General features: G+C 31.4%; 22 protein-coding genes. All 22 read right to left on the reverse strand.

The features are described 5' to 3' along the window. Nucleotides 1-1,362 (reverse strand): ABC transporter substrate-binding protein (locus RWR88_RS06215; RefSeq protein ID WP_314451199.1); only part of this gene is annotated, 1,362 nt, incomplete at its 3' end. Further along, nucleotides 1,362-2,144, reverse strand: coding sequence for an ABC transporter permease (locus RWR88_RS06220; RefSeq protein WP_314451200.1), 783 nt, complete (start codon nucleotides 2,142-2,144; stop codon nucleotides 1,362-1,364). The genes RWR88_RS06215 and RWR88_RS06220, both read right to left, overlap by 1 nt. Continuing rightward, nucleotides 2,141-3,076 carry an ABC transporter permease gene (locus RWR88_RS06225; protein WP_314451202.1) on the reverse strand — a complete coding sequence of 312 codons (936 nt, stop codon included), beginning with the start codon at nucleotides 3,074-3,076 and terminating at the stop codon, nucleotides 2,141-2,143. The genes RWR88_RS06220 and RWR88_RS06225 overlap by 4 nt, the downstream gene beginning before the upstream one ends. A 13-nt stretch (nucleotides 3,077-3,089) precedes the next feature. Then, on the reverse strand, nucleotides 3,090-3,821 hold the full coding sequence (locus RWR88_RS06230; protein WP_314451204.1) for a class I SAM-dependent methyltransferase: 732 nt from the start codon (nucleotides 3,819-3,821) through the stop codon (nucleotides 3,090-3,092). Further along, nucleotides 3,821-4,597, reverse strand: a complete 777-nt coding sequence (locus tag RWR88_RS06235; protein WP_314451206.1) for a class I SAM-dependent methyltransferase — start codon at nucleotides 4,595-4,597, stop codon at nucleotides 3,821-3,823. Before RWR88_RS06235 ends, RWR88_RS06230 begins: the two co-directional genes overlap by 1 nt. Before the next feature lie 158 nt (nucleotides 4,598-4,755). Then, complete coding sequence (locus RWR88_RS06240) at nucleotides 4,756-5,835, reverse strand: 3D domain-containing protein (protein ID WP_314451207.1); 1,080 nt, start codon at nucleotides 5,833-5,835, stop codon at nucleotides 4,756-4,758. Nucleotides 5,836-5,958: 123 nt separating this feature from the next. Next, nucleotides 5,959-6,441, reverse strand: coding sequence for a nucleoside 2-deoxyribosyltransferase (locus tag RWR88_RS06245; protein WP_006702719.1), 483 nt, complete (start codon nucleotides 6,439-6,441; stop codon nucleotides 5,959-5,961). A gap of 34 nt (nucleotides 6,442-6,475) precedes the next feature. Further along, a complete protein-coding gene (locus tag RWR88_RS06250; protein ID WP_314078083.1) occupies nucleotides 6,476-8,101 on the reverse strand; it encodes an ATP-binding cassette domain-containing protein in 1,626 nt (541 codons plus the stop codon). A gap of 112 nt (nucleotides 8,102-8,213) precedes the next feature. Continuing rightward, nucleotides 8,214-9,857, reverse strand: a complete 1,644-nt coding sequence (locus tag RWR88_RS06255; protein WP_314451209.1) for a Na/Pi cotransporter family protein — start codon at nucleotides 9,855-9,857, stop codon at nucleotides 8,214-8,216. Nucleotides 9,858-10,036: 179 nt separating this feature from the next. Then, complete coding sequence (locus RWR88_RS06260; RefSeq protein WP_314451211.1) at nucleotides 10,037-10,354, reverse strand: type II toxin-antitoxin system RelE/ParE family toxin; 318 nt, start codon at nucleotides 10,352-10,354, stop codon at nucleotides 10,037-10,039. Then, nucleotides 10,347-10,655: a type II toxin-antitoxin system RelB/DinJ family antitoxin gene (locus RWR88_RS06265; RefSeq protein WP_314451230.1), complete on the reverse strand. Its 309-nt coding sequence runs from the start codon at nucleotides 10,653-10,655 to the stop codon at nucleotides 10,347-10,349. Before RWR88_RS06265 ends, RWR88_RS06260 begins: the two co-directional genes overlap by 8 nt. A 138-nt stretch (nucleotides 10,656-10,793) precedes the next feature. Next, the gene (locus tag RWR88_RS06270) at nucleotides 10,794-11,876 is read right to left on the reverse strand and encodes a hypothetical protein (protein ID WP_314451213.1); all 1,083 of its coding nucleotides are present in this window, start codon (nucleotides 11,874-11,876) and stop codon (nucleotides 10,794-10,796) included. Further along, nucleotides 11,854-13,068 (reverse strand): hypothetical protein, encoded by a 1,215-nt coding sequence (locus RWR88_RS06275; RefSeq protein ID WP_314451214.1) that lies wholly within the window; start codon nucleotides 13,066-13,068, stop codon nucleotides 11,854-11,856. Before RWR88_RS06275 ends, RWR88_RS06270 begins: the two co-directional genes overlap by 23 nt. Before the next feature lies 1 nt (nucleotide 13,069). Further along, a complete protein-coding gene (locus RWR88_RS06280) occupies nucleotides 13,070-13,969 on the reverse strand; it encodes an ABC transporter ATP-binding protein (protein WP_314451215.1) in 900 nt (299 codons plus the stop codon). 277 nt (nucleotides 13,970-14,246) lie between these two features. Beyond that, entirely contained in the window at nucleotides 14,247-15,464 is a 1,218-nt protein-coding gene (locus RWR88_RS06285) for a DUF438 domain-containing protein (protein WP_314451216.1), read from the reverse strand. Continuing rightward, entirely contained in the window at nucleotides 15,457-15,699 is a 243-nt protein-coding gene (locus RWR88_RS06290; RefSeq protein ID WP_314451218.1) for a DUF1858 domain-containing protein, read from the reverse strand. Before RWR88_RS06290 ends, RWR88_RS06285 begins: the two co-directional genes overlap by 8 nt. A gap of 15 nt (nucleotides 15,700-15,714) precedes the next feature. Next, nucleotides 15,715-16,716: a CPBP family intramembrane glutamic endopeptidase gene (locus RWR88_RS06295; RefSeq protein WP_314451220.1), complete on the reverse strand. Its 1,002-nt coding sequence runs from the start codon at nucleotides 16,714-16,716 to the stop codon at nucleotides 15,715-15,717. Next, on the reverse strand, nucleotides 16,706-18,070 hold the full coding sequence (locus RWR88_RS06300; protein ID WP_314451222.1) for an MATE family efflux transporter: 1,365 nt from the start codon (nucleotides 18,068-18,070) through the stop codon (nucleotides 16,706-16,708). Before RWR88_RS06300 ends, RWR88_RS06295 begins: the two co-directional genes overlap by 11 nt. Before the next feature lie 2 nt (nucleotides 18,071-18,072). Further along, complete coding sequence (locus RWR88_RS06305; protein ID WP_314451224.1) at nucleotides 18,073-18,810, reverse strand: HAD family hydrolase; 738 nt, start codon at nucleotides 18,808-18,810, stop codon at nucleotides 18,073-18,075. Between the two features lie 8 nt (nucleotides 18,811-18,818). Continuing rightward, on the reverse strand, nucleotides 18,819-19,259 hold the full coding sequence (locus RWR88_RS06310) for an ACT domain-containing protein (RefSeq protein ID WP_020991343.1): 441 nt from the start codon (nucleotides 19,257-19,259) through the stop codon (nucleotides 18,819-18,821). Nucleotides 19,260-19,442: 183 nt separating this feature from the next. After that, the gene (locus RWR88_RS06315; RefSeq protein ID WP_314451227.1) at nucleotides 19,443-21,986 is read right to left on the reverse strand and encodes an ATP-dependent RecD-like DNA helicase; all 2,544 of its coding nucleotides are present in this window, start codon (nucleotides 21,984-21,986) and stop codon (nucleotides 19,443-19,445) included. Nucleotides 21,987-22,011: 25 nt separating this feature from the next. Beyond that, nucleotides 22,012-22,287: aminomethyltransferase beta-barrel domain-containing protein (locus RWR88_RS06320; protein ID WP_314451228.1), on the reverse strand; the 276-nt coding region annotated here is incomplete at its 5' end.

Consider the following 22,287-nt stretch of genomic DNA (forward strand, 5'->3'; position numbering starts at 1 on the left):
TTCACTATGGATTTTAGCTGCATCTACTTCAGGACCTAAGGTAGAAATTTTTTCATCTAACCATGAGTCTGAATTTTTTACATAATTTAAGGCTCCATCACTCGATAATGTTGCATCTAAGAAGTAGTGAGGATCTCCCGTTGGTAATGTTAATGCTGAAGCTAATGCAATATCATAATCTAATTGATTTAATCCATCGACTTTTTCTTGAATATCAATTTTCAAATCAATCCCTAATTGTTTGAATTGTTGTTGCAGTGCTGTCGCAATTTTTTCATTTGCTAATCTCTTATAGGTTTTTAGAACAATTTGTAAAGGTTCATTTTGTGCATTCACCAAAATTCCATCTGAGTTTTTAGTTTTATATCCACTTTCTTCTAATAATTTGGTTGTCATTTCAGGTTGGTATTGTTTATTAGCAAATGTACCACTTGAATAAATACTAGAATCTAAAAAGGCACCGTCTGCAGGTGTTACATGACCTTTTAAGAAGTCTTGTGTCAATTCTTGTTTATTAATTGCATGTAAAATCGCTTGACGTACTTTTTTATCTTGTAATCTGGCTTTATTCAATTCTAAATGATACGTTCTTGTACTTGGTTGATTATAGACTTGAACAGAAGAATCTTTCATTAATGAATCGGCTACGTCATCATTTAAATCTAATCCACCATCTACTTCTTTAGATTTTATCGCTAATTCCAATGTTTTTTGATCTGGAATTAATTGGTAATGAACTTCCTTGATTGAAGCATTTCCAGCCCAATAATGAGTGGAAGCTGTTAATGAAATCGAATCATTTGGTTTAAATTCCATCACTTCATAAGGTCCTGTCCCTATAATTTTATCAGTACTTGTTACATCGACAATCGCAGTTTTAGCATCCACTAATTCATGAATGAATTGAGGAGTTGGTTTTTCAGTATGAACTGTAAACGTTAATGCATCATTAGCGGTATAAGTAGCTGTTTTGAAAAGTTTACCGGACTTATGGTTTTCCCCAACTCTTTGAAGACTTGCAATGACAGCGTCACTATTAACAGCATTTCCATTTGAAAATGTAAGGTTTTCTTTTAAATGAATTTCCAATGTTTGATCATCAATTTTCTTATAAGAGGATGCTAACCATGGTTCTACATCAAATTCGTTTGTTAAACGGAATAATGTTTCTCCAATTCCAAAACGAATGGTATACCAACCTTCCCAATCTTTTGCTGGATCAATGCCTGCTGTAAATTGAGAATAACCAATTTTAAAAGTTGAATTTTGAGAACTTTCTTGTTGTTGAGATGCTGGCTGTACGGGTGCACATCCAACTAATACTGCTACTGCAATGGTTAATAACATATTTTTTAATTTCATTATTTTCTCCCTTTCTGTTGAATCCAATAGTGGATTCCGTTAAATATAATAATCGTTAAAGTTATCGCAAGTCCTGGCGCAATCATTAACCATGGTGCTTGTTCAAACGATAATCTACCCTCATTTAACATCGCTCCCCATTCTGGTTGAGGAACTTTTACTCCTATTCCTAAAAAAGATAATGTTGCTAAACTTAAAATAGTCCCAGAAATATTGACAATCATATACGTCACTAATGGTAATTGAATATTTTTTAAAATCGTAACCATCCTATACCATAATGGAGCTCCTTGCATATACATCACTGTGACATATTCTCGAACTTTAAGTTTACGAATTTCTCCTCTTGTTAATTTTGCATAATAAGGAAAATAACTAATAACTAGCGCAATAACGCCATTTCTTAACCCTCCACCTAATACACCAGCTATCGTAATCGCTATGAGTAGACTTGGAATGGCTAATAAAATATCTACGATGTTCGTAATGATTCTATCAACCCATCCACCAAATATCCCTGCTAATCCACCTATAAGAATTCCTGCTAAATAAGATAAAGCAACGATTAAAACAGAAGCTCCAATCGAATATCTAGCTCCTACTATCACTCGAATAAAAACATCTCGACCAAAATCATCCGTCCCAAACAAATGACGAGCATTTGGTGGAATTAAGATTTCACTTGCATTCATTGTTTCATAGTTAGGGAACACTGTACTCCACAATAGTAATATACATCCTATTAAGATGAGTGACATAACCCATTTTCTCTTATTTTTCATGACAACTCACCGCCTTTAATACGGATATCTGTTCGATTTTGTAATTCATCCGAAATTTGAGTGAGTACTATATATAAAAAGCTAATACATACAACTATCATCTGTACGACTGGATAATCTCTTGAACTAATGCTATCCATTAATAACTTCCCAATTCCTGGCCAATAGAAAATCGTTTCTACTACAACGACACCAGCCATTAAAGAACCAAATGATAGTAAAATAATCGTCACCATTGTAGGAAATATATTTTTCAATAAATGTCGTTGAAAAATTTTTGACTCTTCCATCCCACGATAATAAAGCACTTTAACATATTCCTGTTGTAATTCTTGTTCTAACAATGCTGAAAATTGTTGAATAAATTTTGCACTTACAGGAATCACAATCGTAATAATCGGCAATATTAATCCAATCCCACCTTGATTGGCTAATAATGGAACCCATTTTAATTGAACGCTAAATACATACATTAAGAAATAACCAATGACAAAAGACGGTAATGACATCTTAAAAAATAAGATTAATTGAAAAAGTAATTTTACAATTCTGTTTTGACATCGTACAAAAAATATCGACAATGGAATTGAGATTCCTAGTGAAACCACTAAAGTAATCACGGCCAATTGAATTGAATTCATAGCTGCAGGAATGATTAATGTCTCAACCTTGATATCAGACATTAAACTCTTACCAAAATCACCATGAAGAAATTTAAAAAGCCAATTTCCATATTGTACAAGTAATGGTTGGTTTAGTCCCATTTCCTCACGCATAAGTGCAAGAGCTTCTGAAGAGACACGTCCAGTCCCAGCAGACATTTTAATAGAAGCAGGATCACTAGGTGCTAGATGAATGAGTAAAAATACAAAAAATGAAATACCAACAAATAAGATAGATATGGTTAAAATTCTTTTCAATCCTTTAAACATTCACTACAACTCCTTACTTCTTAGCACATAGTAAGAACAAAGGTGTAGGATTATAAAATTCATCTTTTTCTAGATAAATTCTATGGCTAATCGTTCGATCAATTTGAAGAGAGTCAACTTCTTGGTTTAATAAATATTGCACATCCCATTGAGGTCTTACTTCGCTAGAAATAGATAAACTTCTTTGAATCAGTTCGCATTCTGATAAAGTATCTTGACTTAAATGATGATGCGCATGATGCTGTGGTAAATGACTCGTATCCGTCATACTCGAAGCACCATAATTTCCATCAATATTGATGAGTAAGCCACCTTTTTTTAATACTCGAAGCCATTCGTCATAAGCTTTAGGTACATCTGGTAATGTCCAAGTCACGTTTCTTGCAATGACGATATCAAAACTTTCATTTTTAAACTCAAGATTTTGAGCATCCATCACTAAAAATTGCGCATCAAACTTTTCCTGTTTCGCAAAAACAGTCGCTAAATGAATCATTTCTTTTGTTAAGTCAATTCCAATGACTTCATGCCCCAATTGACTTAAAATACCTGTAAAGAAACCTGTTCCGCAACCAATATCTAAAATTTTTAATGTTTGATTTTGTGGTAAATATTTTTCAAACTCTGTAACCCAACGAGCCTTCAATGGACTATGAAATTCTCTTGTTCGTTGCTCTAAAAAAGAAGAGCTTCGATTTGTCCAATAATTTTCAACTCGTTCATGGATAGTTTGTTCTTGTGTCATTACTTATCCTCCTTTACAACTTTGATACAAAACATAGGTGTTGCACCATAATTTAATTGTTCTTCATAATCCCACACTAAATCTCCAAAATTTTCTTCCGTTTCTACTGAAATTCCTTCCTGTGAAGAAAAATAATCGATATCCCATTGTGGTCTTTGTTGATAGGTCAAAGGTAATTGTTGAACAATCCAGTCCATTTTTTCTTCATCAACTCCTTCGCCTTGCCAATAATCTTCTAGCTTTTCTTCTATCGCTTTTTGACGCTTTGCTTCAAATTCTTTTTCTAGTGATTCATTTTGAAGAAATGCATACCAATTCGCATCGAAAATGAATAAAGATCCATTGGGTTTCAATACTCTTAACCATTCTGAATAAGCTTGTTGAGGTTTTTCTAAATTCCACGTTAAATTTCGACTAACAATGATATCAAAACTTTCTGGCTGAAACTCTAAATTTTGAGCATCCATTTGCATGAGTTGAATACTTGAATTTTCCTTACCATATGTTTGTATATTCTCTTTGGCAACTTCAAGCATTTTATATGAGTAATCAACACCAGTGATATTGCTATATCCCAATTCTTCTAAAATAATTGTAAAAAATCCAGGGCCAGTTCCTATATCTAGAACTTTCAGATTTTGATTTGTTGGTAACAATCGTTTGAATTGTTCTTTCCATCTTTCTCTTTGAATGCCCTCTAATTCTTTTTGATTCACTTTGGAATATCCTGAGTAACGATGATTCCAATAATGTTGTATTTCTTCTAACAGGTTCACATTTGTTACTCCCTTTTTATCTTACTTTTCCAATTTCTGTTACAAGTTTATCAAACAGTTTTCAAATTAATGTTAACAAATAATCACATCAGAATACTATTTTTCATTTTAATGGATGTTAACAAAAAAAGAATTCCAGATTAAATCTGAAATTCCTCTTAATTCATCACTTTTATCGTAATTTTTCTTCTTCCAAAATCCATTGCTTGTTGTACTTCCGGATAATGTAAATCAATTCGATTTCCTTTAATGTCTCCACCAGTATCACCAGCAATCGCAATTCCATATCCTGGTACTTCCACTAAAGTACCTAATGGAATTTGCGAAGGATCTACTGCAATAACATTAGGATTCGATCTTAAATCAATCCCCATTGCTGTAAAATTACTTAACCCAGGTTGTTTATAAGAATATGCTGTTGCTTCTGCTGCGAATTCTTTCCCACTCGATGTAGATTTTACTTCATTTGAAACTACTTGACTCTTAGAAGAAGTCTCAGTAGTCCCTTTAGACTCACTAATATTTTCAGCTGTTGAGGCTTTGACTTCAGTGGAACTAAATTGTTTTGTTTCTTGAACTACTTCTTCTTTTTTCTTCTCCTCCGGAGCATGATGAGTTGTTGGTTCTGTATTTTCACTTAATTGTTGAACCTTACTTTCTTGTTCATGGATTGCAAACAATGCTTCTTTATTATTCGCAAGATTTTGTTTCAACACTTGAATACTATCCGCATAAAGTGTAGATTCTTTTTGTAAATCTTCTTGTTTTTTTAATAAAGTCTCTTCTGTATCTCTTAATTCCTTTTGCGAATTTACTAATGTTTGAACTTCTTTATGATAATTTTGAATCGTTAATATATCCGATTTGAATAACTCTTGAATCACGATTAATCGATGAAAAAAATCCGAAATACTTGTTGCTTGAAGCAGTTGAACAAATCGTTGATAAATCACTCCACTTGATTGTAAAGCGACCATTCTTTCTTTTACGACCGTTTCTTTTTCTGATAATTTCTCTTCTTGTTCATATATTTGAAGTTCTAATTCTTTTTGATTGGATTTCAATTCGTTTAAGTCTTGTTTCAAACTTTCAACTTGTCGATATTTCTCATTTGCAAAATTTAATTTTTGAGAAATTTCTTGTTCTAATTGTTGAATCGATTCTTGAGAAATTTCTTGCGCATGAATGGACATTGGATAACTAGCCCATAATAAACAAGCCATTCCACTGATAATCATGCTTTTTCTTAATCGTTTATCCAGTATCCTTCACCACACTTTCTCCATCGTATTCTCCATTATATAATTTGGATATAAAAAAAACGTAACAACCGTATTACAGTGTTGTTACGTTTCTTGAATTTAAGCCATAATATAAGCAGGTAAAGCTTCTAGTAATTCTTGCGTACTTGAGAAGACTTCCCCTCTTAATTTAATGAGACCTACTGTATATAAATTTGCATATGGGAATTGAGATTCAGCAACTTCTTGTAATGCTACTAATTTTTCTGCATTTTCAGCCCCATATTGACGACTATCACTATATAAAGCCAAAATTGGAATACCAGCTTGATACGCAATTCCAATCTCACTAGCAACACCTGCATCAATAATCGCACCATCTAAAATGGCAATAACTAAATCTGCATCTAGTAAAGCATCTGTATCATATCTAGCAATCATCGTTGAATCTGCAAAAGAATTTTTATCATTAATCGCCATTTGTTCTTGAGGAAGATAAACCTCCAATTGCGGATATTCTTCTCGAATTCGTTTAACAAAACTTTCGTTAAAAGCTAATTCCATTTCTGAAAATAATGGACTGGCAAAATAAATTTTTTTCATAGCGCTTCTCTCCTATAGCAAATTAAAGTCGATCTTATTGATATAAAGCATCTACACGTGCTTGAACTTCGTCATTTTCTAAGAATTCATCATATGTTGATTCTAAACGATCCACGACACCTTTTGGTCCGATTTCAATAATACGGTTCGCTGTTGTTTGAATAAACTCATGGTCATGACTTGAGAATAATAATGAACCTTTGAAGGCAATTAATCCATCATTTAATGCTGTAATAGATTCTAAGTCTAGGTGGTTTGTTGGGTCATCTAATAATAAGACATTCGCTTTTGATAACATTAATTTAGATAACATACAACGTACTTTTTCTCCCCCTGAAAGAACTGTTACTTGTTTCATAACATCGTCTCCAGAGAATAACATACGACCTAAGAAGCTACGTAAGAATGTATTATCTTGTTCTTCAACCGGTGCATATTGACGTAACCATTCTAAAATATTTAATTGTGGATTTGAGAATTCTTCCGTCATATCTTTTGGTAAGTAAGCTTGACTAGTTGTTACTCCCCATTTGAATGTACCGCTATCTGCTTCCATTTCCCCTGTTAAAATTTTGAATAATGTTGTAATCGCAATATCTGAACGACTTAAGAAAGCAACTTTATCATCTTTTTTCAATTGGAAGCTTACATTTTCAAAAATCACTTCGCCATCAATAGTTTTTGATAATCCTTCAACCATTAATAAATCATTTCCGATTTCTCTTGCAGGAGTAAATCCAACGAATGGATATTTACGGCTTGATGGTTGAATATCGTCTAGTGTAATTTTATCTAACATTTTCTTACGAGATGTCGCTTGTTTTGATTTAGAAGCGTTCGCAGAGAAACGTGCGATAAATTCTTGTAATTCTTTAATTTTTTCTTCTTTTTTAGCATTTTGGTCAGCCATTAATTTAGCTGCTAATTGACTTGAATGTAACCAGAAATCATAGTTCCCTACGAATAATTTAATTTTACCAAAGTCAACGTCAGCCATATGTGTACATACTTTATTTAAGAAATGACGGTCATGGGAAACAACGATAACCGTATTTTCAAAATTAATTAAAAATTCTTCTAACCATGCGATTGATTTAGCATCTAAACCGTTTGTTGGCTCGTCTAGTAATAGTACATCAGGTTTACCAAATAATGCTTGAGCTAATAATACTTTTACTTTTTCAGCTTCCACTAATTCACTCATTAATTTATAGTGTAAGTCTTCTGCAATTCCTAAACCTTGTAATAATTGTGAAGCATCACTTTCCGCTTCCCAACCATTTAATTCTGCGAACTCTCCTTCAAGTTCTGCAGCACGAATTCCATCTTCATCAGAAAAATCTTCTTTCATGTAGATGGCATCTTTTTCTTTCATAATATCAAATAATTGTTTATGCCCCATAATAACAGTATCAATAACACGTTCATCTTCAAAAGCAAAGTGGTCTTGTTTTAGGACTGTTAAACGTTCATGAGGATCTAAAATAACTTCCCCTGTTGTTGGTTGTAATTCACCAGACAAGATTTTTAAAAATGTAGATTTACCCGCACCATTTGCACCGATAACTCCATAACAGTTACCAGGTGTGAATGTAATATTTACTTCATCAAATAATTTACGATCTGAAAATAATAAACTTACGTTTGAAACTTTTAACATGAAATTCTCCTTTTATAACATTTTTATCCTTATTGATTGTACTATAATTATCTATAAATAACAATTAATCACTAAAAAAGATGACACCAAATGGCATCATCTTTCACTAGTTTTATTCAGTTACAACTACTGGACGTCCTAATCTTTGAACCGTCTCACCAATATTTCTAAAGTGGTCACTAATACGTTCTAAGTTACTTAATAAATCCATGACAAAAATACCAGATTCAGCACTTGCAATGCCTTTATTCATACGTTTCATGTACTTATCACGAATTTCAATTTTCAATCGGTCGATTTCTCGCTCAATTGTAATCACTTCTTTAACTTTCACTAAATTACCCGTTGATAAAGTATCAATTGACATCGCAAATCCTTTTTGAACTAATTCAAATACATGTTCTAATTCTGATAAAGTCTTTTCATCTAATACAATATCACGTTCTAATACAGCTTTCGCAAAGTCAGCAATATTTTCAGCATGGTCACTAATACGTTCCACGTCATTAGCTGTACTAAATAATTCATCAATCGTTTCTTGGTCAGTTGTTGAAACATTTTGTTGAGAAATTTCAACTAAATATTCCACAATTGCTTTTTGGAATTGATTCACTTGTTGTTCACTAGCAAATGCTTTTTCAATCTTCTCTTGACTTCTTAAACGAATCGCATCAATCGCATAGGTTAATGTTTGATCAGCAGCATGAGACATGGCAGCAAATTCATACATTGTATTTTGTAACGCAATCGATGGTGTTACTAAAATACGTTTGTCTAAATAACTTGTTGGTTTCTCTTCCACTTCGATTAATTCTACTTTTGGTTCTGGAACAATAAAATCTGCTAATTTCAATAATAAATTAGCAAATGGGAATAACACAATTACATTTACAATATTAAAAATTGTATGAGCGTTCGCAATTTGTCTTGCGACATCAGTAGCATCCATTGATGTTACAATATTTGTTAAAATACCAGTTAAAAACATCATGAAGTAAATAGTACCAATAATGTTAATACTCAAATGAATCACAGCTACTTGTTTACCACGTCTTGAAGTCCCTAAACTACTAATTAACGCTGTGGTACATGTACCAATGTTATCTCCAAAAATAATGTATAGAGCAGTCGTAAATGGTAAAACTCCTTGAGAAGCTAACGCAATTAAAACCCCAATCGTTGCAGAAGAACTTTGAAGAGCAAGTGTCATAATAAATCCAAGTGCTACTCCAAATAATGGATGATGTCCATAATTAACAATCCATTCCGTAAAGGCTGGTAAATCTTTTAGCGGCGCTAAAGCGTCTTTTAAATAGTTCATACCAATGAACAAAATTCCGAACCCTACTAAGATTTCCGCTAATTCTTTCATCTTAGGATTCTTCACAATTGCTCCCATTAAAATTCCTGTACCAATTGCTATAGGCGCCCATTGAGACAGATTGAAGGAAACCATTTGACCAGTAATTGTTGTACCAATATTAGCCCCAAAAATTACACCAACTGCTTGTTGAATCGTCATAATTCCAGCATTTACAAAGCCGACTACCATTACAGAAGTAGCACTTGAACTTTGAATAACCATTGTTACGAACATCCCAACTAAAACAGCCATCAAACGATTTTTTGTTAAAGTACGAACGATACTTTTTAGCTTATCTCCTGCAAATTTTTGCAATCCATCCGCCATTAATTTCATCCCATACAAGAACAAACTTAATCCAGCAACTGCACCTAAAAACATCTCTAAATACATGGTGTTTTTAACTCCTTTGTTGTCTATTAAATTTTAAATTGTTTATATGATATAAACACCACGATTGTAACATAGCCACTAGCACTTGAAAAGAGAATTTTATGTAAAAATACAAATAACTCCAATCTCTCAATAGACAGAATCTATCAATAAATTGGAGTTGTTCAATTGAATCGTTACTATAAATCTTTTATCAGTTTCTCTAAATTGCTTGAAGCATGAAACACTCTAAGTATAGTAACTGTATTATTCTCATATTTATAAAACACAGCATAGTTATTGACGTTAAGTCTTCTAATTCTAATTCCTAGTTTAATAAATTCTTTAACTATAGGACATCTCTCAGGAAATAAATTTAAACTATTTATCGAGGACGCTAATTGATTGAAGTATTTTAATGCAGTTTGTGGAGATTTCAAGTCATTTAAAATATACTCATAGATTGACATCATATCTTTTTCAGCATTCTTAGTAATTGTTACTTTTATTTTATCCATCAATTTTCATCCTAAACTCATTAAAAAATTCATCAACTGGACGAACATTATCCCCTTCAGCATTCTGATATTCTTGAATCATCATTTTACCGAATTCTTCAGAAGTCATATTTTCAATACTATCTGTATAAGGAGACAAAGGTAAAGAAATATTAAATGGTATACTCTTTGTTAACGAAACTTGCTTTAACAGTAAAGTAACTAGTGTAGACATTGGCATACCTAGTTGATTTAACACAAACTCTGCAGATTTTTTATCATCCTCATCTACTCTTACATTAATTGTAGCAGTTTTTCCCATCATTACACCTCCTTAAAATGTAATGCAATTGTACTGTAATTTACTACAAAAGTCAAATTTTATCGTATCCTTTCCTAACTACATAATTAGGGTGCAAATATAAGGAGATTTCCTTCTGGCATCATTCTTCCATCAATCCTATCTTATATCTACAAATTTTTTGAGTAGATAATTCATAACGTAAAAAGTTAACAGCATACAAATACTCAACATTAAAAATCCTATAGTAACAGACTGATTATTTTGAATCAGCGGTAACACTATCATCATCCCAAATGGAGTGTTAAATAGACAAAAAATAGTACAAGTAGCAATTAAAGTGAGAAGACAAATAATCGACAATATTTCATCTTTAAAAAGGAACACAAGAATTTTTTCAAAAATATAACAAATATAAGTTGACACTACTGGATAAAAGATTGATATAAACAACAAATGATAAGCTGAATAGATTCTTGGACCATTTAACGTTGTCATTAAAAATGGATAGTTAAAAAAATTAATATTAAAAGCTATACAATATAAAAAAATTCCAATCATAACGATTATTACCGGTAAGAAATAAAACAATCCCAGCGTATAAAACCATTCATCTATATTTAGACGTACAACCGAAATAGGTAACGCTTTGAGTAAACTTTTATGGGATAATTTTCGCTTATGAAAATTAGAAACCATGAGTATATAAAGAAATAAAAACCCACCAAAAGCTGAAAAATAAAGAATAAGTTTTATGACTACATAAGTAGTTTTATAGTGCAAATAATCCTGATTACTATCACTTAAATATTCTAATATGAGCTTTTCATCTTCCAATTTACTAATATCAGGCAACTTATCACTATAATTAGGCAACAAGACTTTAAGAGTATTTAATAGCTTAATACGTTCTGTATAAATAGACAACAATTTTTTGGAAGTAACGGACTTTTTATAACTAAAATTTTCTTCAGACAAGTTTTGATATATTTGAGCTATTTGCATTTCCGACTCTTCTCGAACATCAGTAGCTATACTGTAGTCTTTAGCCAGTAATGCCTTTAAGTCATCCATAAGCATAAATTGAGAATTTAATACCTTTTGCGGAGTTTCTGTAGGAACCCATTTGTTATAACCTATCAATAATACAAAAATTACAAATAGAATGACAGGAAGCTTAATAAAGTAACCAGTTGAAACTAAATATTTATAATCTAATTTAATTGAAGAAAATTTTTTCATAACGCTCCCTCTTTTCCTTCAAAGTCATTATTACAATTGAAAATATAAAACAAATTACACTAGTAACGACAAGTACTAATACTCCTTGAAACATTGAAAAGCGTCCATTTAAATAGAACTCATTTTTAACACCATAGATCACTGATCCAAAACTAAAATAAGACGAAGGTAAAAAACCAATATAAGGAATTTCAATATTTAAAACTTTCATGACCGTTTCTAAAAATATAACGATTATTCCAAAAAGAAATGTAAAGATTTGATTACTAAATAGTAAGTTTAATAAACTACATAAGCTTACAATCAATAAATTCAATAACATTACAAAGCATACGATAATAAGAAACAGACTGAAATAAGAAATATTTAAAGTCTTATCATTTTCAAATATCACAGTGTTTAAAGTAAAATCTCCTATTCCATTTTTTATTGAAATCATTCCAAAATAAATTAAATATGCTACAAGTTGTACAAAGCAAATAACGAACCATTTACTCATGATTTTATGAATAATGTATCTAAAATTACTAATTGGTTTCACATTCAATAAACTTCTATGCTTAGAATCAGATAAAAATATAGAATTAGACATCACTAGCGTAAATAAGAAAAGGAATGGTAAGAAAAAAATATTTGGAATTTTAAAATCCAATAATGGTAAGAAAGACTGAACAGCAGTTATACCTATCAATTCATTCATTACATTCTTATCATCAAAATTTTTGTCTTCTAATTGTTGATAATGCAACATTGACTGTTGTGTTTGCTTTTTAAATAATATTCCATTTTTAGATGCAGTAGATCCTAAAGTATTTTTATTTGTAATCATAATCCTATACTTTTCACGAATAGAGTCTTCTAATTCCCAAGTTTTAATCATTAATTGAATATATTTTTTATAATCTCTATTCTGAAAAGCATTTCCAGCATCTATATATGCATTATCAATCTCAACGAAAAATTTTTCATCTTCATGTAACTCTCGTTGTGACATTTTACTATCCATTAACAGACTATTTTTTGATTGTTCATGGATTTTTATATTTGTAAGAGTATATTCATTCATTATTTGATACTGATGATTTAGCTCATAGAGACGTAAAATTGAAAAAATAAAAACAATGGAGAGGAAAATGATTACCTGAATTCTTACCAATCGATTCGTCAATACCATGATAATCTGGCTTTTCATATTACTCTCTCCCTTCATCATCTGAATGAAATAGTTCTTGATAAATGATTTCGCAACCTTTTATTCCATAAGTCAAACTGGAAATAGCCTTCAAATTTGATTGAATCCACAAAAATACGGAATCTAGTTCATTCAAATCTTTAATGCTAATGGTCAATTCTGAGGGATTAGATAACATATTCATATTCATAAATTGTTTAATAAATTCTTTATACCTATCCTCTGATGAAAATTGTATTTCAATTGATTGATTACACTCATCTTCAAGATTATATTTTAAAGCAATCTTCTTATCTTTTAAGAAAAACACCTCATCAGCAATAATATTTAGATTATTCAACAAATGTGACGCAATGATAATTATTTTACCTTCATTTTTTAAACTTTGAAGTACTTTAGATATTAATTGCACATTATCTGGATCCAATCCATTCATCACTTCATCTAATAGCATAACTTCACAATTCGTTACAACAACTAACGCAAAACAAAGTCTCTGTTTCATTCCTAACGAATAACTAGAAATTTTATTTGAAATATATTCAGTCATTTGTAATTTTGAAACAACTTCATCCACAAATGATGGTTTAATTTTCCACATTTCAGCATAAAATTGTAAATGTTGTAAACCTGTCAAATCAGAATATAAATCATCTTGATTACACATTCTCACAATTTTTCGTTTCATTTCCAAATAATGGTTCTTATAATTTTTATCGTCCAACAAAACACTTACATCTCTATTATTGAGATTACCAGCAATAATTTCTATTAGTGTAGATTTTCCAGTTCCATTTGGTGCCACTAATCCAATAATTTTAGGCTTGTCAATTTGAATATAAATATCTTTTAAAACATCTTTTTTCCCATATGAAAACTTAGATATACTAATATTTAACATTCTACTCCTCCTCATTTTACCCACCTATTTAAATAATTGTTAACTCTTCAGTTACAATCACAAAAAATTTATCCCCTATAAAACATTTGATGCTCATGTAATCACAAACAAATTTCCAAATTTCTAATGTTTTTTTAAGTATATTCTTCCTCTCAGTTAATGTAAAGGCTTTATTTACAAAAAAAGAACCTTCCGAATCATTCGGAAAGCTCTATTTAATTATTTTTTTATAAGAAAGTTTCTTTTTCAATGACTTCCTCTAAAAAGTCACTTAATTTCAAGACAACTCTCGTTTCAGAGGTTTACTTTCAAAATTCTTCACGTATGGTGCAATATTTTGTACATATTCTAAAACGCCCATATACTCTCCTTGAGCATTTCGTACGGCATGATACGTTACGTGAATCATTTTATCTTCTTTTTTAAACCACATTTCTTCTTTTTCTTTTTGCCTGGATCGTAATTGTTCAAATAATTTCGTTACGATGGCGTGGCTTTTTGGCGGATGACAATTAATAACATCTCTACCAATCGCACTCTTTGTACGTTTGAAGATTTTTTCTTCTCCGTTGCCTTCGTTGTAATATTTAACGATATTATCTTTATCGACAAACGAAAGTTCCATTGGAAGTAGATTCAATAATAAGTCTAATTGTTCTAAGGATAAGGAGCCAGTTGATAATGGGATATCTCCTGTTTCTTGAATTTCTTCTTTAGATTGAATCGTAGAGGGTTTCTTTTCTACTTTCCATTCTGCTTCAGGAGTAACAATGCAATAGCCATATTGTGGAGTATCTTGTGCCATCTTTTCCCAATCATCCACATGAAAAGCTTGCGCAACCATTGGAATCAAAATATTTTCCTCTTTAAAAATCATTTCTAGCAATTCTTCTTTAGCTACTAGAAACTGTTCCATGACATCATCCGTTTGGTTATGAAAAGCTTGTTTGAAATTTTTATAAATTTCTCTAATTTCATCATGAACTCCCCACATCACTTTCGGAGGAGCGATAATTCCTTTTGATTCCATAATTGGAAATAGGGCATATTCTTTTCTTAAATAATGATTTTCAAATTGATCGAGTAAGCTAATTTGACGTTTTAGTCCTTTTAATAGTTCTTCATCTTTTGAAGATACATAAGCCTGTAACAAACGTTCAATTCGGTCAATCGCTCCTCTGAGAGCTAAATTCTCCTTTTTTAGAACCATTACTGGATGTCCTTCTTTTTCAAAATCAGGCATCCCTTCTCCAGCTTCTACTTTTGCACTCATTAATGAAGCATGAATCTTACAAAGACGCATAATTTCTTCATAAGTAATTCCTTCTTGCATTAAGTTTCGTTCCATTACTTGAATTTCATAAGGGGAAACGGAATCAAAATGTTTGTTAAATTCTTCTTGAATAATTTCTTCTTTTTCCCCTTGATGTAATCGGAGCATTAATTCTTTTAATTTTTCTTGACGTTCTAATGGTGTCATGGCATCATTACTCATCGCTCTCCCTGCTTTCTTTTACAATATATCCATTCAATTCTAATTGACGAATAATTGTATCAAGTGGGATTTTAGCAATTTTAGAACCTTTTTTTAAGCTTGTAATTCTTCCAACAGTTTGAACCATCTGCGGCTGAGATAATGGAGTAAATCCTAACTCAATCAATAAATCTTTTACCTCAGGATGATTTTGTAAAGTTGTATATACTGAATCTTCTAAATAAATGGTATTCATCGAATCTCTCCCATCTTATAATCGTTGTAACCCTAATAGACCAACTAATAAACAAATAACAACATAAATCCAAAATCTCAATGTTGTAAAGACAACAGGATAAGTCCCTTTTGGAGTTCTATTTGCTTTAATATATGAAATGATTTCCTTACGGTAAAGGAAAAAGAAAATCACAGATACACTACCAGTAATCACTAATAGCATCGTTGTCACTGTATCTGCCAATTCTGGTCCTAAAAGTAAAGGCAAACCACTTTCAACTAGAAAACTAAATCCAAAATTGTTTAAAATATGGAAAAATACTGCCCATAAGAAGCTATATTCAAGTGCAATATAGGCAAATAAAATACCGACAAAGAAAGCAAAAAATCCTTGGATTAAGTTCATATGGAATAAACCGAAGATTACTGCTGATAACAATATACTGAAAATCTTCCCATAATTCTTTAAACGATAGACAACTCCGCCTCGAACTAGTAATTCTTCAACAAATGGTCCAACAAGCGCTGCATAAATGACTAACATAAAGGAATCATCTCCACTTGTTGCAGCTTCTATCGCACCCTTAGTACTTAAACCAATTTGATTTAAGAAGAATTCGAATAAATTAGCACTTTGAGTAAAAATAAACTGACATCCAAATAGTATGATTGCAAAGACTGCAAAATATTCTAATGTCATCTTTTTTTGACGATAAAATACGGTCTGGAAAAAACTAATTTTTTGAGTTTTATAAAAAATGGTAATACCAACAATCACTGCAACGATATAACCAAAATCTGAAAAATTTTGAAGTTGAGAAACCGTTAAATCTGGCATGAAACTTGGACTCAATGATTTAATCATTTTTACAAGTTCACTAGCTATTACAAAAACTATAATTATTCCAGTAAAAATACCCAAATAAATTAACAAATGTTTAAACATATCTTTTATGGACTGTTTTAAAGGTGACTCTGGTTTATTTACTACATTTTCTTCCTGAATTTTGACTACTTCTATTGATTCATTTTCCATGTACTAATCCCCTTTTATCAAATTTCTTTTGAACACTTCTTAATCGTAGCATTAATAAGAAACAGTTTGACATTAAACCTGCAATTAATGCGATCCAATAAGCATAAGGCCCTAAATCTGTCATCCAGTCCAAAATTATCCCTACTGGAAGACCAATCACCCAAAATCCTAATAAGCATAAAATAAACGGCATTTTTGCATCCTTATATCCTCGTAGTATTCCTTGAATCGGTGCTGCAATCGCATCAAACATTTGGAATAATAAACTATAGGATAAGAACACCATTGTTAATTGAATAAAACTTTCTGAAGTTCCATATAGACCAGCAATCATTGGACGGTTGAAATATAACCACACTAATGTTAGAAGTGCAATGATGACAGAAGTAGAAATACCTAATCGAATATATTCTTTTGCAGATTGTTGATTATTTTGACCGATTTCATACGATACAATAATCGTTAAAGCATTCGAAATACTCATTGGAAAAGCATATGCTAAATAAGAAAAATTCATCGCTGCTTGGTGTGAAGCAATCACATGTGAGCCAAATTTAGCCATTAATAAACCAACAAGTGCAAAAATTGCGACTTCACCAAATACATTAAATCCAATTGGTAACCCTAATGCAAAAGGCTCTTTCCATAATGCTAAATGAGGAGTTTCAAACCTTAATACATCATAAGGTTTCAATTTCGGATGCATTTTAAGAACGACAATCGCTACGATTAATAACACCCAATATGCCATTGCTGTTCCAAGACCTGCTCCGGGGCCTCCTAATTCCGGTAATCCGAATTTTCCATAAATTAAGGAGTAATTAAAAAATATATTTAATGGAACTAGTAAAATCATTAAAAACATAGAGACTCTTGTTAATCCTAATGCATCAATGAATGATCGAATCACACTAAAGAGTAAAAATGGAATAAATCCAATTGATAAGAGTAATAAATATTCTCTAGCAATGGTGGATACTTCAGCTTCTAAATGCATTTGATTTAATGCTGGATTTAATCCAATTAAACCGATACAAAATAAAATAATTGCTAATAAAATTCCAATATACATGAACTGGAATACAATTTTTTGAATACCTTTTTTATCATTCTTTCCTAGTAATTGACCTACAATTGGAATCAGTGCTGCCACAATCCCATTTAACAACGTGAAAAATGGATTGTATAAACTTCCTGCAATTGATACTCCTGCTAAATGAGTTTCATGATATTGTCCAGTCATTACAGTATCAATAAACTGAGCAGAAAAATTGGCTAATTGATAAATTAATACTGGAATTAAAATTTTAAATAATAATTTCAAACGTTCACTTGTATGATTTGTTTCGTACATATTCACTCTCCTTTTATATAATCTAATAATTGTTCTACAGAATCTAACACTAAAACGGATTCTTCTTTCATTTTTTTAACATCACTCCCGCTTGTTAAAACAGCAATTCCTCCACCACAATGTTTGGCATATTCCATATCTAAATAAGAATCTCCAACATAAAAAATTTCATTCACTGGGATACTTAGTTGTTGACTCGCACCTATGAGTGAATCTGCGACCGGTTTAGCAGCATAATCATCTGGAGTAGCTACAAAATCAAATAAATGCCAAACATTTAAGATTTCAAAAATTGTTTTTGTAGGGACATAACTATCATTTGTGACAACTCCAACTTTGATTCCTTTATTTTTTAATTCAGAAATTAAAAAAGCTACATCGCCAATTGGAACAATCATATCTGGATGTGCTAATAAATAATTTCTAAAATCTTTCAATACTTCATCATATAAAGCAGTTTTATCAATTGGAAAATATTTTCCAATCTCTTCTAACATATCTTCAACTGTCCCAGAAGCAATGACGCTATTGGGTACAATCTCACCTTCTACAATTCCTAATAACTCTAGCATTTGTTCAATTGTAACAGTTGAATCTTCTTTTATATGCTGCTTTAAAATTTTACGGATGACCATTTCTGTTGGCTCAATCCACAAATTGTCTATATTAGTTAAAGTGCCATCCTTATCAAAAAGAATGGCCTTTACTTCAAGATTTCCTTTATTCGTTTGTAATTTCATTTGAATTCCTACTCTACATTTTGTAATTCAACACCAATAATATTATCCATTTTTTCTAATTTTTTTAAAATCACAGATAGATCAGTCGTTGATTCAGAAATATCTAACATTAATTGAACGATTGCTACACTATGAATTGCTAATCCTTGGAATATTGTTAATACATTCATATTATAACTTGCAAATAAATCTAATGTTTTGGATAATGTTCCTTTTTCATTTTTCATATGAATATTTAACGAAGCTTTCCGTCCATAAGTTACTGATGAGAATCCTTGAACTTTTCGATAATATTTATAATATACACTACGTGAAATTCCTACTAATTTTACTGCTTCTGTAACGTCCTTTGCTTGGTTAGTTGCTAATAATTCTTTTGCTTTTAGTACTTTAGAAAACACAGGAGGTACAGCATCTGCTGATACTAAAAAATGTTTTTGGTTTTCCATATTTTCACCTCGAAACTATTGTATACAATATAAAGACAAAATACTAGGTACCCGCTTCATTTTTTATAAAAAATGTTATAAAAAAACACTTATTTCACTAACAGATAACCAATCGTTATTACGTGAAATAAGTGTTTCTTATATCACTCTAAAATTTCTTAAAAACTAACTTTTAACTCTATATTATTTTGATTTTGACATGAAGTCATATGGCGTCAATTCTTCCATTCCAATCATAGGGTCAATACTATAAGAATCAATTAATTCCATTGTTAAAACAAAAGGTTTATTTTTTGCTATTGTTTGACTCTCTGAAGGGACTTGAAATTCTTCAACTGTTTCTTCTACTTTTAATGCTACTGTTTTCTCTTCAGAATACTGTTTGGTATCACTTATTGGTTGAGAAACTTGTTCTGTAGTATCTTCAGACTTATCATCAGTTTGCGGATTCTCTTCAATCGCTGTTGGATTTTCTTCTTCAATGGTTAAGCTATCAAAGCTATTTCCTTGTAACAAATCTTTTAAGCACGTTTGACGTCTTGCACTTTGACGATTTGCTGCTTCTTGGAATGCTTCATATTGCCCACACATAATTAAGAATTTTTTACTTCTTGTTACAGCTGTATACAATAAGTTTCGTTCTAACATCCGTTGATATTGACCAACCATTGGTAAAATCACCATTTGGAATTCACTACCTTGAGATTTATGAATCGAACAACAATAAGCATGCGTCAATTGAATAAAATCATTTCGTTTATATTCTACCTCTACATTATCAAAAGCAACATATAACTTATCGACTTGATCTTCATTTTCTTTGGCAAATATAATCGCAGTTACTTCTCCAATATCCCCATTATAAATATTTTCTTCTGCGACATTGACTAACTGTAATACTTTATCCCCTACACGGAAAACACGATCAAATGATTCAATTTCTCGAACGGAATTTCCAATTTTTGGATTTAAAATATTTTGCATCATTTTATTAATTTCATGAATACCAGCTTCACCTTTATACATTGGAGCAAGTACTTGAATATCTTTTTTCTGATACCCTTTTTTTATCGCCTTCACGACAATTTGTTCAATCACATCTAAAATCTGAGTCGAACGGCACGGAATAAACGTTCTATCTGGTTGATTTTGAGTAAAATCCATTGGTAAATGCCCGTCTTTAATCGAGTGCGCTAATGTCACAATACTTGAAGAATCCTTTTGTCGATGAATTTGCGTTAATTCAATCGATGGAATCTTATTCGATAATAGAAAATCTGTTAATACTTGACCTGGGCCAACCGAAGGTAATTGATTTTTATCTCCTACAAATAAAATCTTCGTTTTTCCTGGAGTTGCACGAAGCAATCGATTCATTAACCAAGTATCAACCATCGACATCTCATCAATAATTAAGAAGTCACAACTTAATGAACGAGTATCATCAGAATCGTCACTTTCTAATTCAACATTTTCTTCTGCGGAAATACCTAACATTCGATGAATCGTAGACGCAGAAATTCCTGTTAACTCATTCATACGTTTTGCAGCTCTTCCTGTTGGAGCTGCTAATTGAATCGCATCAGAATCTACATCAATCTCTTCTAAATAGCGATACATTTCTACCACACCATTAATAATGGTCGTTTTCCCTGTCCCGGGCCCTCCTGTTAAAATGAACAAGGATTCTTGCATAATTTTAATAAGCGCTTGTTTTTGAGATTCATCATAAATGATGCCAAATTTCTTTTGCACATGCTGAATCGCTTCTTCGATATCTTCTTCTGAATACAAAGATTTCTTAGACAATTCCAAACGATGATTAATCGCATTCACAATTCCAATTTCTGCATAATATAAAGAAGCTAATGATAAATGATTTTCTTCTGAAATAATGATTCCTTCTCGAATTAATTCATTTAATGCATTCACGATTTGATCTGGTTCAATTAAAAACGAACGAGTTTGCTCTAATAATTTTTGAGCTCCTAGAACGACTTCTTTATCAATTAAATATGTATGTCCTTCTTGATAAGATAAATCTCTTACTACTACATAAACAGCACCTTTGATCCGGTACAAATTATCTGGAGCGATTTCTAATTGTTGCGCAATGGCATCAATTCTTCTAAACCCCAGTCCTTCAATGGTTTGCAATAAGATATATGGATCTTCTTTTATGATTTCCATTGTTTTCTCTTTATAAAGCACCATAATTTTCTGTGCAAATAAAGGAGTAAAACCCATATTCGTCAATTCGAATAAAATACGTTCTGTTCCTTGATTTTCAATAATGATGCTGCGAATACTCTCACATTTCTTTGTCGATAATCCTGGAACATTTTTTAAACAATCTTCATCTTGAATAATTTGCTCAATCGCATTTTCACCTAAACAGTCTACAATTTTTTCGGCTGTTTTTTCTCCTATTCCTGGAAAACGTCCACTAGAAAAATAAGCTATTAGTCCTTTTTTCCCAGTAGGTTGATGTTGTTGATAACTTAAGACAGAAAACTGTTGCCCATATTTTGGATGCGAAACTACTTTTCCATTAAAACGATAAGGGGAATTATCATGAATCGTGCCAATAATTCCTGTCACAACAATCTCATCAGAGTCTAGTTGCACACTACTTTCTTGCACTCGAATTAATAATACTTTGTAAAAATTTTGCGGATTTTCAAAAAATGTCGCTAAAACTTCACCTACAACGTATTGTTCACTCATGACTTCCCCTCTTTTCTATCTATTTTTAAACGTATTGACGTTCGTTTCCTTCCATATAAGCTTTATCGATAATACCTCCGCCTAAGCAGATTTCTCCATCATAAAAGACAACTGCTTGTCCAGGTGTAATTGCACGGACTGGCTCATCAAAGTATACCATAGCTTTTGTCTTGTCGTCTTCTTGGAATACAACACGAACTTTTGTATCTTGTTGACGATATCTAAATTTCGCCGTACATTCAAATTCATTTGGTTTTTCTTCATCTGTATTAAATTGCAAATCAGTCGCAAATAATGAATC

Origin of the sequence: uncultured Granulicatella sp. (assembly GCF_963528195.1) — a bacterium.
GTDB lineage: Bacteria > Bacillota > Bacilli > Lactobacillales > Aerococcaceae > Granulicatella.

Excerpts from the sequence above, each read along its gene's own strand:
- RWR88_RS06220 (WP_314451200.1), bottom strand. The coding sequence starts at position 2,144 with ATGAAAAATAAGAGAAAATGGGTTATGTCACTCATCTTAATAGGATGT.
- RWR88_RS06225 (WP_314451202.1), bottom strand. The coding sequence starts at position 3,076 with ATGTTTAAAGGATTGAAAAGAATTTTAACCATATCTATCTTATTTGTT.
- RWR88_RS06230 (WP_314451204.1), bottom strand. The coding sequence starts at position 3,821 with ATGACACAAGAACAAACTATCCATGAACGAGTTGAAAATTATTGGACA.
- RWR88_RS06240 (WP_314451207.1), bottom strand. The coding sequence starts at position 5,835 with ATGATTATCAGTGGAATGGCTTGTTTATTATGGGCTAGTTATCCAATG.
- RWR88_RS06245 (WP_006702719.1), bottom strand. The coding sequence starts at position 6,441 with ATGAAAAAAATTTATTTTGCCAGTCCATTATTTTCAGAAATGGAATTA.
- RWR88_RS06250 (WP_314078083.1), bottom strand. The coding sequence starts at position 8,101 with ATGTTAAAAGTTTCAAACGTAAGTTTATTATTTTCAGATCGTAAATTA.
- RWR88_RS06255 (WP_314451209.1), bottom strand. The coding sequence starts at position 9,857 with ATGTATTTAGAGATGTTTTTAGGTGCAGTTGCTGGATTAAGTTTGTTC.
- RWR88_RS06260 (WP_314451211.1), bottom strand. The coding sequence starts at position 10,354 with ATGGATAAAATAAAAGTAACAATTACTAAGAATGCTGAAAAAGATATG.
- RWR88_RS06265 (WP_314451230.1), bottom strand. The coding sequence starts at position 10,655 with ATGGGAAAAACTGCTACAATTAATGTAAGAGTAGATGAGGATGATAAA.
- RWR88_RS06270 (WP_314451213.1), bottom strand. The coding sequence starts at position 11,876 with ATGAAAAAATTTTCTTCAATTAAATTAGATTATAAATATTTAGTTTCA.
- RWR88_RS06275 (WP_314451214.1), bottom strand. The coding sequence starts at position 13,068 with ATGAAAAGCCAGATTATCATGGTATTGACGAATCGATTGGTAAGAATT.
- RWR88_RS06280 (WP_314451215.1), bottom strand. The coding sequence starts at position 13,969 with ATGTTAAATATTAGTATATCTAAGTTTTCATATGGGAAAAAAGATGTT.
- RWR88_RS06285 (WP_314451216.1), bottom strand. The coding sequence starts at position 15,464 with ATGAGTAATGATGCCATGACACCATTAGAACGTCAAGAAAAATTAAAA.
- RWR88_RS06290 (WP_314451218.1), bottom strand. The coding sequence starts at position 15,699 with ATGAATACCATTTATTTAGAAGATTCAGTATATACAACTTTACAAAAT.
- RWR88_RS06295 (WP_314451220.1), bottom strand. The coding sequence starts at position 16,716 with ATGGAAAATGAATCAATAGAAGTAGTCAAAATTCAGGAAGAAAATGTA.
- RWR88_RS06300 (WP_314451222.1), bottom strand. The coding sequence starts at position 18,070 with ATGTACGAAACAAATCATACAAGTGAACGTTTGAAATTATTATTTAAA.
- RWR88_RS06305 (WP_314451224.1), bottom strand. The coding sequence starts at position 18,810 with ATGAAATTACAAACGAATAAAGGAAATCTTGAAGTAAAGGCCATTCTT.
- RWR88_RS06310 (WP_020991343.1), bottom strand. The coding sequence starts at position 19,259 with ATGGAAAACCAAAAACATTTTTTAGTATCAGCAGATGCTGTACCTCCT.
- RWR88_RS06315 (WP_314451227.1), bottom strand. The coding sequence starts at position 21,986 with ATGAGTGAACAATACGTTGTAGGTGAAGTTTTAGCGACATTTTTTGAA.